The 14,401-nt window shown below is 65.0% G+C and carries 17 protein-coding genes and 1 tRNA gene; 8 read left to right on the forward strand and 10 right to left on the reverse strand.

Annotated elements, in window-relative coordinates:
- The first annotated feature begins 80 nt into the window (after positions 1-80).
- Positions 81-154 (forward strand) — tRNA-Asn (locus tag QY325_12710).
- A gap of 92 nt (positions 155-246) precedes the next feature.
- Complete coding sequence (locus QY325_12715) at positions 247-1,176, forward strand: PfkB family carbohydrate kinase (protein ID WKZ65616.1); 930 nt, start codon at positions 247-249, stop codon at positions 1,174-1,176.
- On the opposite strand, the gene QY325_12720 is transcribed toward QY325_12715, so the two are convergent.
- The 5 genes from QY325_12720 to purN form a co-directional block, all read right to left on the reverse strand.
- Positions 1,177-1,914, reverse strand: coding sequence for a superoxide dismutase (locus tag QY325_12720; GenBank protein ID WKZ65617.1), 738 nt, complete (start codon positions 1,912-1,914; stop codon positions 1,177-1,179).
- Between the two features lie 63 nt (positions 1,915-1,977).
- Entirely contained in the window at positions 1,978-2,487 is a 510-nt protein-coding gene (locus QY325_12725; GenBank protein WKZ65618.1) for a biotin/lipoyl-containing protein, read from the reverse strand.
- Positions 2,488-2,524: 37 nt separating this feature from the next.
- Positions 2,525-3,004: a ribonuclease HI gene (rnhA, locus tag QY325_12730; protein ID WKZ65619.1), complete on the reverse strand. Its 480-nt coding sequence runs from the start codon at positions 3,002-3,004 to the stop codon at positions 2,525-2,527.
- A complete protein-coding gene (locus QY325_12735; GenBank protein WKZ65620.1) occupies positions 3,001-3,612 on the reverse strand; it encodes a MarC family protein in 612 nt (203 codons plus the stop codon). Before QY325_12735 ends, rnhA begins: the two co-directional genes overlap by 4 nt.
- A gap of 3 nt (positions 3,613-3,615) precedes the next feature.
- Entirely contained in the window at positions 3,616-4,179 is a 564-nt protein-coding gene (purN, locus tag QY325_12740; protein WKZ65621.1) for a phosphoribosylglycinamide formyltransferase, read from the reverse strand.
- 283 nt (positions 4,180-4,462) lie between these two features.
- On the opposite strand from purN, the gene QY325_12745 reads away from it, so the two are divergent.
- Genes QY325_12745 through pyk form a run of 5 tightly spaced genes read left to right on the forward strand, consistent with a single transcriptional unit; the run spans position 4,463 to position 8,643 of the window.
- A complete protein-coding gene (locus QY325_12745) occupies positions 4,463-4,699 on the forward strand; it encodes an acyl carrier protein (protein ID WKZ65622.1) in 237 nt (78 codons plus the stop codon).
- Between the two features lie 9 nt (positions 4,700-4,708).
- Positions 4,709-5,959, forward strand: a complete 1,251-nt coding sequence (fabF, locus tag QY325_12750; GenBank protein WKZ65623.1) for a beta-ketoacyl-ACP synthase II — start codon at positions 4,709-4,711, stop codon at positions 5,957-5,959.
- Between the two features lie 6 nt (positions 5,960-5,965).
- On the forward strand, positions 5,966-6,742 hold the full coding sequence (rnc, locus tag QY325_12755; GenBank protein ID WKZ65624.1) for a ribonuclease III: 777 nt from the start codon (positions 5,966-5,968) through the stop codon (positions 6,740-6,742).
- 55 nt (positions 6,743-6,797) lie between these two features.
- Positions 6,798-7,214: an IPExxxVDY family protein gene (locus QY325_12760; GenBank protein ID WKZ65625.1), complete on the forward strand. Its 417-nt coding sequence runs from the start codon at positions 6,798-6,800 to the stop codon at positions 7,212-7,214.
- A gap of 7 nt (positions 7,215-7,221) precedes the next feature.
- Complete coding sequence (gene pyk, locus QY325_12765; GenBank protein ID WKZ65626.1) at positions 7,222-8,643, forward strand: pyruvate kinase; 1,422 nt, start codon at positions 7,222-7,224, stop codon at positions 8,641-8,643.
- A gap of 7 nt (positions 8,644-8,650) precedes the next feature.
- Here the strand turns inward: pyk and QY325_12770 are convergent, their stop codons facing one another.
- Both QY325_12770 and QY325_12775 read right to left on the reverse strand, forming a co-directional pair.
- Complete coding sequence (locus QY325_12770) at positions 8,651-10,192, reverse strand: hypothetical protein (protein WKZ65627.1); 1,542 nt, start codon at positions 10,190-10,192, stop codon at positions 8,651-8,653.
- Positions 10,189-10,419: a hypothetical protein gene (locus QY325_12775; GenBank protein ID WKZ65628.1), complete on the reverse strand. Its 231-nt coding sequence runs from the start codon at positions 10,417-10,419 to the stop codon at positions 10,189-10,191. The genes QY325_12770 and QY325_12775 overlap by 4 nt, the downstream gene beginning before the upstream one ends.
- A gap of 148 nt (positions 10,420-10,567) precedes the next feature.
- On the opposite strand from QY325_12775, the gene QY325_12780 reads away from it, so the two are divergent.
- Positions 10,568-11,314 carry a class I SAM-dependent methyltransferase gene (locus QY325_12780; GenBank protein ID WKZ65629.1) on the forward strand — a complete coding sequence of 249 codons (747 nt, stop codon included), beginning with the start codon at positions 10,568-10,570 and terminating at the stop codon, positions 11,312-11,314.
- A gap of 16 nt (positions 11,315-11,330) precedes the next feature.
- On the opposite strand, the gene QY325_12785 is transcribed toward QY325_12780, so the two are convergent.
- The 3 genes from QY325_12785 to QY325_12795 are packed head-to-tail and all read right to left on the reverse strand — an operon-like array spanning position 11,331 to position 14,335.
- Positions 11,331-12,611 carry a geranylgeranyl reductase family protein gene (locus QY325_12785; GenBank protein ID WKZ65630.1) on the reverse strand — a complete coding sequence of 427 codons (1,281 nt, stop codon included), beginning with the start codon at positions 12,609-12,611 and terminating at the stop codon, positions 11,331-11,333.
- A 27-nt stretch (positions 12,612-12,638) separates the two neighbouring features.
- Positions 12,639-13,676, reverse strand: coding sequence for a phenylalanine--tRNA ligase subunit alpha (gene pheS / locus QY325_12790; GenBank protein ID WKZ65631.1), 1,038 nt, complete (start codon positions 13,674-13,676; stop codon positions 12,639-12,641).
- Positions 13,673-14,335, reverse strand: a complete 663-nt coding sequence (locus tag QY325_12795; protein ID WKZ65632.1) for a peptidylprolyl isomerase — start codon at positions 14,333-14,335, stop codon at positions 13,673-13,675. Before QY325_12795 ends, pheS begins: the two co-directional genes overlap by 4 nt.
- Positions 14,336-14,401 lie beyond the last annotated feature (66 nt).

Genomic DNA, 14,401 nt, shown 5'->3' on the forward strand with positions numbered 1-14,401 from the left:
CCAAGGGGCGTTCGGGCATGTGGAGTTTGTCCCATGTCCCGGTCCGTGTTACCTTTGCGCTCCCTTTGAAGAAGGGATCTTCCCTGGTAGCTCAGCTGGTTAGAGCACATGACTGTTAATCATGGGGTCGCTGGTTCAAGTCCAGCCCGGGGAGCCCAGCAAGAGAGCCGCTAGCGCGGCTTTCTTCGTTTTGCATCGCACGGCGCCGCAAGCGCCGCCCACCCGGAACGCACCAACCCCCTCCAAATGCAGCTGATCACCGTAGGTACTGTCGCATTCGACCGCATCGAGACCCCGTTCGGCGTGGCCGAGAAGACTGTGGGCGGAGCGGCCACCTATATCTCCCTGGCCGCCTCGGTCTTCCTGGATAAGATGGGCCTGGTCAGCGTGGTGGGCGATGATTTCCCAGGGGAGGTGATGCAGCAGCTCAAGGACCGCGGAGTGGACCTGCAGGGTCTGGAGGTCCTGAAGGGAAAGGAGAGCTTCTTCTGGGCCGGGCGCTACCACTATGACATGAACACGCGCGATACGCTGGAGACGCGCCTGAACGTCCTGCTGGATCTGGACCCCACCCTTCCCGAGGCATACACCAAGGCCCCATACGTGATGCTGGGCAACCTGGACCCTGGCGTACAGGCCAAGGTACTCGACCAGATGGCGGATCGCCCGGCGCTGGTGGTGATGGACACCATGAATTTCTGGATGGACAGCGCCATGCCGAAGCTGAAGGAGGTGATCGGCCGTGTGGATATCCTGGCCATCAATGATGCCGAAGCCCGGCAGCTGAGCGGCGAGCACAGCCTGGTTAAGGCCGCCCAGCGGATACTGGCCATGGGCCCGAGGTACCTGGTGGTGAAGAAGGGCGAGCATGGCGCGCTGCTGTTCAGCGAGGACCGTGTCTTCTTCGCACCGGCGCTGCCGCTTGAGGACGTGGTGGACCCCACCGGAGCGGGCGACACCTTCGCCGGCGGATTCATCGGCTACCTGGCCCGCACCCAGGACCACAGCTTCGACAACCTGAAGCGTGCGATCATCGTGGGCAGCGCGCTGGCCAGCTTCACATGCGAGAAGTTCGGCATTGAGCGGCTCGTGGAGATCACCCGCGAGGACATCGACGCCCGCATCCAGCAGTTCGTGGACCTCGTGGACTTCGACATCGAGCTGGTGGAGGGCTGATCAAGGCATCCGCTTCGCCACCTCGTCCCAGTTCACCACGTTCCACCAGTTCGCGACGTACTCGTTCCGCTTGTTCTGGTACTTCAGGTAGTAGGCGTGCTCCCAAACATCCAGGGCCAGCAGGGGCCGGCCCTTCAGTTCGCTCAGGTCCATGAGGGGGTTGTCCTGGTTTGGCGTGGAGCCGATGGACAGTTTGCCTTCCTTCTCCACCAGCCAGGCCCAGCCGCTGCCGAAGCGCTTCATGGCGGCGTCGGTGAACAGCTCCTTGAACTTCTCGAACGAGCCGAATCCGGCGCTGAGCGCATCGAGGACCTTACCGGCCGGACCGCCGGGCGCCCCCGGCCCCATCACCTGCCAGAAGAGGCTATGGTTCCACGCGCCCCCGCCATTGTTCCGCGCCTTGGCGCTGAGCTTGGAGATGCCGGCGAAGAAGGCCGCCTCATCAGCAGCTGTGATGCCTTCTGCTGCGATGGCCTCGTTCACATTCTTCACATAGGCGGCGTGATGCTTGGAGTAGTGGATTTCCATCGTCTGCGCATCGATGTAAGGCTCCAGCGCAGCATAGGGATAGGGAAGGGGGGTCTGTGAGAAGGAAAGCGGAGCTGCAACCGGCGCGGCCGCCCCGCTACCCGCTCCGTGTGAAGCAGCGCAGGAGCTGGCCTGCAGCAAGGCGGGGCCCGCCACGAATGCACCAGCGGTTGCCTGAAAGGAGCGCAGGAGGAATTGCTTGCGGTTCATGGATCGGTCGGTTTGACGGGCGTAAAGTACCGCCGAACCCAGCCCGATTCCGCAGCAATGGCCTCAGCCGAAGGCAATGAGCAGCTGGCCCTTTTCCACAGGCCTGCCCTTCTCGGCAGCAACCGCCTTCACAACCCCGTCCCCTGGGGCCTTGATCACGTTCTCCATCTTCATGGCTTCCAGCACCAGCACCGGATCATTCTTCTTCACAGTGTCGCCCGGCTTAACCAGCACATTGAGCACGAGGCCGGGCATGGGGGCTTTCAGGTCGCCGGCCTTGCGCGCTGCCTTATCCAGCCCAAGGGTCTGCATCAACCGATCCTGTTCTTCCTCGAGCCTCACGGTACACGTTCGGCTGCCGATCCTGAGCCGAACGGTGCGGTTCTCGCGGTCCTCCTTCAGCACCAGCACGCGGTGACTGCGCCCGTCGATCACCACGCTGAACTGCGCCGGCCCGATGCGCACCACATCGGCGCCTGACGCACCCTGCAACGTCCAGGGTGAGTGGGGCGTGGAGCGTTCCAGCACAACTTCGTCAGCGGCGCCGGTGATGCAGGCGAAGAGCTTGGCCATGGCGGAGGCCGGCGAAGATAGCAGGCCCGAAGGTCCTCTATTCACCGAAGAGGGCGGCATCGCCCTTCTCATACGCTTCGTCCACTGCCAGCAGGCTCCCGGGCTGCTCGCGTGCGGCAACGGCTAGCCGGTCGCACAGCTCGTTCTGAGGATGGCCGTTGTGGCCGCGTATCCAATGGAAGCGGACCTTGTGCCTGCGGTACGCCTTCAGGAAGCGCTGCCACAGGTCGGGGTTCTTCTTCTTCGCAAAGCCCTTGCGCTCCCAGTCGAACACCCAGCCTTTCTCCACGGCGTCCACCACGTACTTGCTATCGCTCACCACCACTACCTCCGTGCCTGGATGCTTCAGCGCCTCCAGGCCCACGATCACCGCCAGCAGCTCCATGCGGTTGTTGGTGGTCATTCGGTAGCCGCCCCACAGTTCCTTGCGGTGCCGGCCGCTCTCCAGCACCACGCCATAGCCGCCCGGACCGGGATTGCCGCTGGCCGCGCCGTCAGAGTAAAGGGTCACGCTCATGCCCGGGGGAACAGGTAGGTTATGTTCCCGGCAAAGAGCTTCACCGCGATCGCCAGCAGGATGATGCCGAAGGCTTTCTTGATGACGATGAGCCCCACCCGCCCCAGCAGCCGCTCGATGCGGTTGGTGAGCAGCAGCACCAGCACCACGGGAACCATGTTGAGGATGATGGCCACCAGGATGTTGGGGCGGTCGAACTCGGCGCGCAGGGACAGCACCGTGGTGATGGTGCCGGCCCCGGCGATCACCGGGAAGGCCAGGGGCACGACGCTGAAGACCATCTGGTCCTCCTCGGCGGGCGTGAGCCCAGGGGCGCTCAGGTCCTCCTTGAAGAGGCGCACGCCCAGGATCATCTCCAATGCGATGAAGAAGAGCACCAGCGACCCCGCCACGGCGAAGCTCCGCACATCGATGCCCACCACCTTGAGGATCGTCTCGCCCAGGTAAAGGAAGGTGATCATGATGGCCATGCTCACCAGCGTGGCCCTGGCCGGGTAGATCTTACCGGCTTTCTGGCGCACCTGAAGGATGAGCGGAATCCCGCCCACGATGTCGATCACCGCGAAAAGGATCAGGAAGGCTTTGCCGATCTGGGCGAGGTCGAACATGGTTCAGGGGGCGATCAGGGACTCCAGCACGCGCGGATAGTGCTCATGCTCCAGCGCGTGGATCCGTTCGGCCAGCGACGCGGGCGTGTCCTCCTGAAGCACTGGGCACCGCGCCTGGAAGAGGACGCGCCCTTCGTCATAGCGCTCATTCACCAAGTGGATGGTGATGCCGCTCTCGCGCTCTTTGGCGGCGATCACCGCCTCGTGCACATGGTGCCCGTACATTCCTTTGCCACCGAACCGGGGCAGCAATGCCGGATGGATGTTCACGATGCGGTCGGGAAACGCATGCACCACCTCCGCCGGGATGAGCCGCATGAATCCGGCCAGCACCACCAGATCGATGCGCTGCCCTTGCAGCTCGCGCAGAACGGTTCCATCGCGGAGCTGCTGGCCGCTGAAGAGGTAGGAGGGCACGCCGAAACCCCAGGCTCGCTGCAGCACCCCGGCCTTGGGCTGGTCGCTGCCCACGAGCGCCACCAAGGCGGCTGGATGGCCGGCGAAGCGCTCCATGAGCTGTTGGGCATTCGACCCTGAGCCGGAGGCCAGGATGGCGATGCGTACCATGGCGCGAAGGTGCGACCTTCGGCGCAAGCCGGATGCCATGTGCTGTGCAGGCCATCAAGGAGCGGCCCCCAAGCCCCGGAGACCGCCGTCGTGCGGCACCAAGCGGAAGTTGGGACTTTCCCGCTGATAACCAAGGCTTTCCGTCCAGGCCGCTCGGTCGGTCAAGCGCACGCGAGTCCCCTCCGATCAGGCGTTCGCGGTGCATAAGTAGGCCGGCAGGCGCCGGGGCTTGCGCATGTGAAAATGTCTTTCCTTTGGGGCCTCATCACAAAAACGAACGGACATGTCGGACATCAAGTCAAGGGTCATCGCGATCATCGTGGACAAGCTTGGCGTGGACCAGGGCGAAGTCACCATGGAAGCGAGCTTCACCAACGACCTTGGCGCTGACAGCCTCGATACCGTCGAGCTCATCATGGAGTTCGAGAAGGAGTTCAACATCGCCATCCCCGACGACCAGGCCGAAAAGATCCAGACCGTGGGTCAGGCTGTGGAGTACGTGGAGAAGAACGCGAAGTAATCCCTGCGCATGCAGCTCAGGCGTGTGGTCGTCACCGGTCTGGGCGCGCTCACTCCCCTCGGGAACACCCTCAAGGCATACTGGGAGGGCCTGGTGAGCGGCCGTAGCGGAGCCGCGCCCATCACCCGGTTCGACGCCAGCAAGTTCAAGACCCAGTTCGCCTGCGAGGTGAAGGGCTTCAATCCGGAGGACTTCCTTGACCGCAAGGAGGCCCGGAAGATGGACCCCTTCGCGCAGTATGCGCTGGTGTGTTCGGACGAGGCCCTGAAGGACAGCGGCTTGCTGGAGAGCGGCGTGGACCGCGACATGGTGGGCGTGATCTGGGGCAGCGGGATCGGCGGGCTGAAGACCTTCCAGGATGAGTGCATCGGGTACGGCAAGGGCGATGGAACCCCGCGCTTCAACCCCTTCTTCATCCCCAAGATGATTGCCGATAGCGCGGCAGGGCTCATCAGCATGCGACACACGCTGCGGGGCCCCAGCTATGTGACCGTGAGCGCCTGCGCCTCGAGCAACAACTCGATGATCGATGCCTACAACTACATCCGCCTCGGCACCTGCGTGGCCGCGGTGACCGGTGGCAGCGAGGCGGCGATCTACGAGGCCGGTGTGGGGGGCTTCAATGCCTTGCACGCCATGAGCACGCGCAATGACGACCCGGCCACCGCATCGCGGCCCTACGATAAGGACCGTGACGGATTCGTGCTGGGAGAGGGCGGAGCCGCCATCGTGCTCGAGGACCTGGAGCACGCCTTGGCCCGCGGCGCACGCATTTATTGCGAGGTGGTGGGCGGCGGCATGAGCAGCGATGCCTATCACATCACCGCCCCGCACCCCGAGGGCCTCGGCGCAGAGCTGTGCATGAAGCATGCGCTGCGCGATGCCGGAATGCAGCCGGAGGAGATCGACTACATCAACACGCACGGCACCAGCACGCCCATCGGGGACCCGCAGGAGGTGAAGGCCATCCAGCGCCTATTCGGGGAGCACAGCTACAAGCTGAACATCAGCGCCACCAAGAGCATGACCGGCCATCTGCTGGGCGGGGCAGGCGCCATCGAGGGCGTGGCCGCCATCATGGCCGTCCACAGCGACATCGTGCCGCCCACCATCAACCACTTCACGGACGATCCCGAGATCGACCCGCAGCTGAACTTCACCTTCAACCAGGCGCAGCGGCGCACGGTGAATGCAGCGCTGAGCAACACCTTCGGCTTCGGCGGGCACAACACCTCGGTGATCTTCCGCAAGTACCGGTAGGTCCCCTTGATCAAGAGCCTTTTCAGCCGAGCGCGCAACCCCGAGGAGCGTCGGGTGAGGGCTTGGTGCCGCCAGACGCTGGGCCTGACGCCAGGGGACCTGCCTCTCTACCGGCAGGCGCTGCGCCATGTGAGCGCCGTTTCCGAGGAGCGCCCGGACCTGCCCGACAACGAACGCCTGGAGTTCCTCGGCGATGCCGTGCTCGATGCCATCATCGGCAACCTGCTATTCACGACCTATCCGGACCGGGGCGAGGGCTTCCTCACACGTATGCGCAGCAAGCTGGTGAGCCGCGCCCAGCTCAACCAGCTCGCCAAGCGCATCGGCATCGAGCGGGTGATCGAGACCACGGTGGTGCGCGCCCACGAGTCCTCGGTGCCAGGGAATGCGCTTGAGGCACTGATCGGAGCCCTGTTCCTCGACAAGGGGTTCGAGCGCACACGCAAGGTGGTGGTGCGCCTGATCAAGGATCACTTCGACCTGAAGGAGATCGAGAAGGAGGACCGCGATGGCAAGAGCCGGTTGCTCGAGTGGGGCCAGAAGCGCCGCCGGAAGGTGGAGTTCGTGGTGCGTGAGGAGGGCGGCGGCCGTGGGAAGCACTATGTCGCCGAGGTACGCATCAATGGCGAGGTGAAGGGCACGGGGCGCGGCGCCAGCAAGAAGAGCGCTGAGCAGGATGCTGCGCAGAGCGCTTTCCGAGGCATGCGCTCCCGGCGACCGGCGGGTGCCGGAGCCGAGGCCCACCCGGGTGCGCACGGGGCTTCGCGCCGCCCGGCCCGCTGAGCCAGCGCCCCGGCCGAGGGATACCTTTGGCCTGCCCCGCGAACGGGCGCTCCGCATGCCCAAGCACAGGCTCGATGATGCCGCTGCGCTGCCGGATGCCGTGGTTTTCGGCATCAGCTGCCATGTGCCGGATTACCGTCTCTGCTGGTCGCTGAACCGTGCCTTAGGCCTCGAACTCGAGCGCCGCCGCTCCGACATCGTGGAGCACGCCCGGGGCAAGGAGCTGCACTACACGGTGTTCGATCAGCGGGACGAGGAGTCCGAGGTGCGCTGGTCGCTTGTGAGCAACACCTGCGGCAAGCGCCGGCTCATCCCCTCGCAGCGGTCTGCCGATTTCTTCCTGGTGGTCGATCCGGAAGTCGCCGAAGCCCAGGACGGACTCCTCGGGCGCATCCGCGGCGCCGAGTTCGTGCTTACCGCATTCGCCCTGCCGATGAATGAACTGCGGATGGGGCACAAGTTGTTGCTTTGAAGCCCCAATGACAGAGCCCAAGACCAAGATCGTGGCCACCATCGGCCCCGCCAGCAGCTCCCGCGAGGTGCTGCGAGAGATGATGCTGAACGGCATGGACGTGTGCCGGCTCAACTTCAGCCATGGATCCTACGACTTCTACGCCGAGCTGATCGCCAACATCCGCTCGCTCAACGATGAGCTGGGCATGACCACCGCCATCCTGGCCGATCTGCAGGGCCCCAAGCTCCGCGTGGGCGCCATGGAGAGCGGCCCGATCGAGCTGAAGGACGGCGCGCTGCTCACCATCACCACCGATCCAGTTGCGGGCCGGCCGGGGCTGGTGAGCACGGTGTACAAGCAGTTCCCGCAGGATGTGAAGAAGGGCGAGCTGGTGCTGCTCGACGACGGCAAGCTCCGCCTTGAGGTGGTGGGCACCGATGGCCGTACGGAAGTCACCACGCGCGTGATCCATGGCGGGATGCTCAGCGCGAACAAGGGCATCAATCTGCCCAACACGCGCGTAAGCCTCCCCTGCCTCACCGAGAAGGATCGCGCTGACCTGGATTTCGCGCTTGATCATGAGGTGGATTGGATCGGCCTGAGCTTCGTGCGGAGCGCTCGGGACATCATCGAGCTCAAGGGTATCATCCAGCAGCGGGAGAAGCATGCGCGCGTGATTGCCAAGATCGAGAAGCCCGAGGCGCTCCGGGAAATCGACGAGATCATCCGGGAGGCCGATGCCCTGATGGTGGCGCGCGGCGACCTGGGCGTGGAGATACCCATGGAGAAGGTGCCGCTGGTGCAGAAGGATATCATCAAGCGGTGCCTGGCCCAGCACAGGCCCGTCATTGTGGCCACGCAGATGATGGAGAGCATGATCACCTCCATCACCCCCACGCGTGCCGAGGTCAATGACGTGGCCAACGCCGTGCTCGACCACGCCGATGCCGTCATGCTGAGCGCCGAGACGAGCGTGGGCAAGTTCCCGGTGGAGGTGGTGCGGGCGATGAACCGCATCCTCATGGAGATGGAGAGCAGCGACTCCATGTTCAATGTGGAGCAGCCCGACCTGCAGGACAACGACCGCATGGTCACGGACACCATCTGCATGGCCGCGGTGCGCATGGCGGCCGCCATCGACATCAAGGCGATAGTGACCATGACGCACAGCGGCTACACGGCCTTCAAGATCAGCAGCATGCGGCCCAAGGCGCACATCTTCGCCTTCACCAGCAACCGCCGCATCCTCAACATGCTCAACCTGGTCTGGGGCGTGCGCGCCCACTACTACGACAAGACGGTGAGCACGGACCATACCATCGCCGACATCAAGCACATCCTTCGCAGCAAGCGGTTCGTGCAGAAGGGCGAGCTCGTGGTGAACGTGGCCAGCATGCCCATCGCCGATCAGGGCATGGCCAACATGCTCAAGCTGAGCCCGGCCTAGAGCGGCTTCATTCAATGATCAGAAGCTGCCCATAGGCCGATGTGCCCGTGCTGACCCGCACCACATAAGCCCCCGGAGCGAGCTGCTCAACAGACAGGCGGTCTTCCGGCCCCTGCAACAGGAACTCACCCGCTATCCTGCCCCTCGTGTCGCTGATACGGCATTCGGCCGGACCGTTATGCGGCAGCATGATGAACGCCTCGCCCCTCGCCGGATTCGGCCTGACTCCGAACGAATCCTTCCTGGTCTCCGCCATCTGCGTGAAGTCATCGAGGCGCACCGCCCAGGTGTCTGACAAGCCTGCGTTCTGCTCCACATCACCGTTGGAGGAGGTGGTATAGCCCGCGAACAAGGTCCCGCCCAAAGGGTCGCTCGAGACCGCGAATGCGCGTTCGACCTGCGTTCCCCCGAAGCACCGCTCCCACAAGAGGCCGCCGCCCGCATCGACCAGCACCAGCCAACAATCCTCCGAGCCGTGCTGACCAGTCACATTCCCATTCAGGGAGTATGTGCTTCCGGCCAGCAGGTAGCGGCCTCCGGACAGGCCGGCAATCGCATTGAACCGGTCGTTCTGGCTACCGCCGAGCATGCGCTGCCACATCACGCCCCCCGAGTGGCTCAGCCGCAGCACCCATGCATCATAGGCCCCATGGCCGCCGAACACATCCCCGTCACCCGAGCGGGACTCGCCCACCAGGACCGCTCCGCCATCGGGCGTGGCGAAGGCCCCGTACGCCATGTCGTCCAAGGAGCCACCCAGCGCCCGGCACCACAGCAGCTCGCCTGTGGGCCCCAATCGGCAGGCACAGGCGTCCTTCAGGCCGTGAGCGCCTACCACGTCGCCATCTTGCGAGTCGGATTCACCCACCACCAGCATGCCTCCATCGGGCATGGCGCATAGCGCCCATGCGACATCGGTGAGCGAGCCGCCTACCGCGGCCTGCCAGAGCAGTTGGCCATCGGCCGATAGGCGCGCCACCCACATGTCGCTGGTGGTGCCGTCGCCATGAAGCCCGCTCACATCACCATCAACAGAGCGCGTGCTGCCGGCCACGAGCACATCGCCATTGGCCGCCATGGAAACGGCATTCGCCACGTCGCTTCCCGAGCCGCCTAGCGCGCGGAGCCAAACGATGGATCCTAGGGAATCGAGCCTGGCGACCAGGAAATCGGCCATGCCATGGTGCCCGGACACATCCCCATCATTCGACTGCGTTTCCCCGGCGATCACGCAACCGCCATCGGGCATCGCCATGATGGCGCAGCCGCGATCGTTGCCGGAGCCCCCGATGAGTCGTTGCCAGACCACCGCCCCGTCATCGCTCAGACCGAGCACCCATGCGTCCTGCAGGCCATGACCGCCCAGCACCAACCCATCGTTCGAGTTGGAGGTGCCCGCCAGCGCGAAGCCGCCGGGGACCACGCATGCACCGCGGGCCTGGTCCGAGAGGCTGCCGCCGAACGTGCGGCTCCATTGGATGCCGAACATGGGTTGAGCCGAGACCTGAAGGGCCAGGCCGATGGACAGGATTGCTGCGCCGGGCTTCATGCGATGGAGCGCTTGGGCGGATTGAAGGTAGTAAACGCCGGTTTCGCCCATTGCGCAGAACGCCCGTCGCCACCCACCGTCGCATCGCCGACATCAAGCACCTCCTCCGCAGCAACCGGTTCGTGCAGAAGGGCGAGCTCGTGGTGAACGTGGCCAGTATGCCCATCGCTGAGCAGGGCATGGCCAACATGCTGAAGCTGAGCCCGGCCCAGCGTGACGTCAACCAAGGATCGTGGATAGCCGTGCTTCCGCAGGAAGGAGGAAATGCGCGTGATCGGATACCTTGCGGTTTACGAACATATCGCCGTCACGCATCGCCCACCCTCATTGAACGCAGATCCTTCGGCGCGATCGCGGCGGCCCTTACGCTGACGCATGAACGAGCACGATTGGGACCGGGTGGCAGACCGCTTTGAGCAGGAGATCTTCAATGTGCCGGCCAACGATCGCCGCGGCGTCATCCGGGAGGCCTTGGAGGAACTGGCCGGTCCGGACCGCATCGCTGCCGACCTGGGTTGCGGGGTGGGGCGGACGCTGCCGTTGCTATCCACCCTGTTCGGCCGGGTCTATGCGGTGGATATATCCACCAGGTGCCTGGACATCGCACGCGATGCGCATCCGGAGCTCGGGAACATCAGGTATGTGCAGGCCGACCTGAGCGCAACACGCAAGGGCTTCCCTCAGGCCCATGTGGTGCTCTGCATCAATACCTGGCTCAATGGCGACCTGCGCACGCGGATGGGCATCATCAGCAACACGTGCAAGAGCGTGAGGCGCGGCGGTCACTTCGTGCTGGTGGTCCCGGCGCTGGGGTCGGCGTTGCTCGCTGCGTTCAGGCAGGTACAGTGGGAAATGCGGCTCGGCACGGAGCCCGGTGAGCTGGAACAGCAAGCCGCCAGGCGCGGAGGCGCACTGGAGCTCGGCCTGGTGGAGATCGACAAGGTGGCCACCAAGCACTACCTGAAGGAGGAGATCGAGGTCCTGCTGGATGAACAGGGCATGCGCATTGAACGGATGCAGAAGCTCGAGTATCCGTGGACCACCGAGTTCGCGGCGCCGCCGCGATGGATGCGTGAGCCCTATCCGTGGGATTGGTTCGTGGTGGCGCGCCGTGTGCGGTGACCGGGCGGCTGCTGGCTCAGCGGGGCAATCGACGCCCCAGCACCAGGTCCATGTAGAAACCCGGCCTCTTCAGGCGCTCGCGCAGGTCCAGGTCGGTGAACATGCTGCTGATGGTATCGGCCAGCGCCGGGTTGCGATTCGCGCGGTCCACCACGAAGTCGAACAGCCAGGGCTTGTCCGCCAGCTGCTGGAGCCGGGTGCTGATGGCGAGCTCCTTTCCCAGCCGTCGCCAAACGCGTTCATCATGCTCCTTCAGCCGTCCCGCGGAAGCATCGCCGGAGCGAATCGCCTTGGCGGCCACCTCTGCGGCATGCACACCGCTGATCATGGCATGGCTGATGCCCTCGCCCGTGAACGGGTCGATGAGGTGGCCGGCATCGCCCACCAGGAGGTATCCGTCGCCGCTAAGGGCAAGGCGCTTGCTGGCCAAAGGAAGCCCCATGCCCTGGATGGCGCCTTCGATCTGCGCAGCGACGAAGCGATGTCGCAGCTGCGGATGCTCGGTGAGCAGCTTCCTGAGCATGGCCTTCAGGTCCGCCTTGCGGCGCGCTGCCACATCGCTTCGCAGACCTAGCCCCACGTTGGCGCGGCCACCGGGGAGCGGGAACACCCACAGGTAGCCCGGCAGCAGGTCCTTGAGGAAAATGAGCTCGATGAATCCTTGCGGGTCGAGCCCGGTCACTCCCGAGCAGTAGGCCCTTACGCCTGCCGCATGGTGGCGCGGGTCCATGGGAAGCTTGGCCACATGCCTGGCGAAGGCGGAGTTCGCGCCCGCTGCGTCGATGATCAGCTCGGCCTCCACCAGCCGTCCGCGCGAGGTGATGACCCGCCATCCGGTCGGCGTCCGCTCGAATCCGGTGGCGGCTTCGCCCTCCGCTATCGATACCCCGGCGGAGCCCTTCGCCCGCCGGAAGAGGAGATCGTCGAACCGCAGCCTGGGAAGGATGGCGCCAGGGGCCTCGCCAAGGCCGGTGGTCCGGGAGAACGGCACGCGGAGCGACCGGCCGCTCGGAGCTACGAAGACCACTCCCCAGCTGGGCATGGCGAGCGCATCGCGCTTCACCTGCTCGGCCAGTCCCATATCGAGCCGCTCGAGGCTCCGCATCACCTTGCCACTGAGGGCGTCGCCGCAAACCTTGTCGCGCGGGAACACGGCTTTGTCAAGCAGCAGGGCCGGCACTCCGAGGGCCGAAAGCCGGAGGGCGGCGGACGCTCCGCCCGGCCCCCCGCCGATGATGAGGATGCCCGTTCGCACAGCCTCAGCGCTGTGCGAGCCGGTGGTGGGTTGCTCGCTCATGCGGCTTCAGGAAGTCCATTGGCGCTGTCAGCCGCGCAGGGAATCGGCGCTGAACCGGTCCAGGAAGCGGACATCGTTCTCCCAGTACAGGCGGAGATCCGGAACCCGGTAGATGAGCTGCGCGATGCGCTCCACGCCCATGCCCAGCGCGAAGCCGCTGTACCTGTCCGGGTCGATGCCGCAGTTGGCCAGCACGGCGGGGTCCACCATGCCGCAGCCCATGATCTCCACCCAGCCACTGTGCTTGCACACGCCGCATCCGGTGCCGCCGCAAAGGGTGCAGCTCATGTCCACCTCGGCGCTCGGTTCTGTGAAGGGGAAGTAGCTCGGACGCAGCCGGATGGCGACTTCTGGACCGAACATGCTCTTGGCGAAGTAGTCCAAGGTCCCCTTCAGCTCGGCGAAGCTGACGCCCTCGTCCACGTAGAGCGCCTCCACCTGGTGGAACATGCAGTGCGCGCGGGCGCTGATGGCCTCGTTGCGATAGACCCGCCCAGGGGAGATGGTGCGGATGGGCGGTTTGCTGCCCTCCATCACGCGCACCTGAACGCTGCTCGTATGCGTCCGCAGCGCCCGTCCGCCCGGCCCGTCCACGAAAAAGGTGTCCTGCATGTCGCGCGCCGGATGGTCGGGCGGGAAATTGAGCGCACTGAAATTGTGGTGGTCATCCTCCACCTCGGGGCCCTGGCTCACGGTGAAGCCGATGCGCGCGAATGCATCCACGATGCGCTGGCGGATGATCGTAATGGGGTGCAGGGCGCCTGTCGGCCCGGTGAGGGCCGGGGCGGAGGTGTCGAATGCAGCGCGCTCTTCGGCCGTATGCGCACCGAGCCCCGCTTTCAGCTCCTCCAACCGTGCTTGCGCCCGTTGCTTGAGCTGGTTCATGCGCTGACCCAGCACGCGCTTCTCCTCTGCCGCAACCTGCTTGAACGACTCGAACAGTTCGGTTATGGCGCCGTTGCGGCCCAGCATGGCCACACGGAACCGTTCCAGCTCATCGGCGGTGCGGGCTTCGGCCTTGGCCAGTTCGGCTTCCAGCTGGTTGATGCGTTCGGCGAGGCTCATTCGAGTATGCGCATGAACATCCGTATATCCTGAAGCGGCCGGTCGCGGGCATCGCAGGCCGTCTTGGCGATGGCATCCACCGTTTCCAGCCCCTCCACCACTTCACCGAAGACGGTATAGGCACCGTCCAGGTGGGGCGCCCCGCCCTGGGTGGCGTAGATACGCCTCTCCTCCTCGCTGTAGGGAATGGCCTCCGCGCCCTTTCGTGCGTTGAGGCGCTCCAGTTCAGGGCCCTGCCACGCCTTCCCCTGTACGATGTAGAACTGGCTGCCGCTGCTGCGCCGATCGGGATTCACATCATCCGCCAGCCGGGCCGCTGCCAATGCCCCCTGGCGGTGAATCAGCCCAGGAACGATCTCCGCTGGCAGCGTGTATCCAGGACCGCCTTGGCCGAGTGCCGCGCCAGGTGCAGCACGCCTGCTATCGGGGTCGCCCCCCTGCACCATGAAGCCCGGGATGACCCGGTGGAACAAGAGGCTGTCGTAGGCCCCGGCCCTTGCCAGGCGCAGGAAATTGTCGCGGTGGGTGGGCGTTTCGTTGAACAGGGCCACGACGATGGGGCCCAAGTCCGTGCGTATCTCTACGAGCGGGCGGGTGGGCGCCGCCGTGGGCTGCGCGTGCGTCATGGATTGCAGGGCCAGGGCGGCGAACAGGGCCACAGCCCACCCTCGCTTTTGCCGTGCGTGACGGCCCTCGCTTACATTTGACATCCGCAACGCCTTGGA

The organism is Flavobacteriales bacterium, from assembly GCA_030584065.1.
Classification (GTDB): Bacteria; Bacteroidota; Bacteroidia; order Flavobacteriales_F; family PHOS-HE28; genus PHOS-HE28.

Bases quoted from the DNA above. Each gene is read 5' to 3' on its own strand.
- QY325_12715 (WKZ65616.1), top strand. From the start codon at position 247: ATGCAGCTGATCACCGTAGGTACTGTCGCATTCGACCGCATCGAGACC.
- QY325_12720 (WKZ65617.1), bottom strand. From the start codon at position 1,914: ATGAACCGCAAGCAATTCCTCCTGCGCTCCTTTCAGGCAACCGCTGGT.
- QY325_12725 (WKZ65618.1), bottom strand. From the start codon at position 2,487: ATGGCCAAGCTCTTCGCCTGCATCACCGGCGCCGCTGACGAAGTTGTG.
- rnhA (WKZ65619.1), bottom strand. From the start codon at position 3,004: ATGAGCGTGACCCTTTACTCTGACGGCGCGGCCAGCGGCAATCCCGGT.
- QY325_12735 (WKZ65620.1), bottom strand. From the start codon at position 3,612: ATGTTCGACCTCGCCCAGATCGGCAAAGCCTTCCTGATCCTTTTCGCG.
- purN (WKZ65621.1), bottom strand. From the start codon at position 4,179: ATGGTACGCATCGCCATCCTGGCCTCCGGCTCAGGGTCGAATGCCCAA.
- QY325_12745 (WKZ65622.1), top strand. From the start codon at position 4,463: ATGTCGGACATCAAGTCAAGGGTCATCGCGATCATCGTGGACAAGCTT.
- fabF (WKZ65623.1), top strand. From the start codon at position 4,709: ATGCAGCTCAGGCGTGTGGTCGTCACCGGTCTGGGCGCGCTCACTCCC.
- QY325_12760 (WKZ65625.1), top strand. From the start codon at position 6,798: ATGCCCAAGCACAGGCTCGATGATGCCGCTGCGCTGCCGGATGCCGTG.
- pyk (WKZ65626.1), top strand. From the start codon at position 7,222: ATGACAGAGCCCAAGACCAAGATCGTGGCCACCATCGGCCCCGCCAGC.
- QY325_12770 (WKZ65627.1), bottom strand. From the start codon at position 10,192: ATGAAGCCCGGCGCAGCAATCCTGTCCATCGGCCTGGCCCTTCAGGTC.
- QY325_12780 (WKZ65629.1), top strand. From the start codon at position 10,568: ATGAACGAGCACGATTGGGACCGGGTGGCAGACCGCTTTGAGCAGGAG.
- QY325_12785 (WKZ65630.1), bottom strand. From the start codon at position 12,611: ATGAGCGAGCAACCCACCACCGGCTCGCACAGCGCTGAGGCTGTGCGA.
- pheS (WKZ65631.1), bottom strand. From the start codon at position 13,676: ATGAGCCTCGCCGAACGCATCAACCAGCTGGAAGCCGAACTGGCCAAG.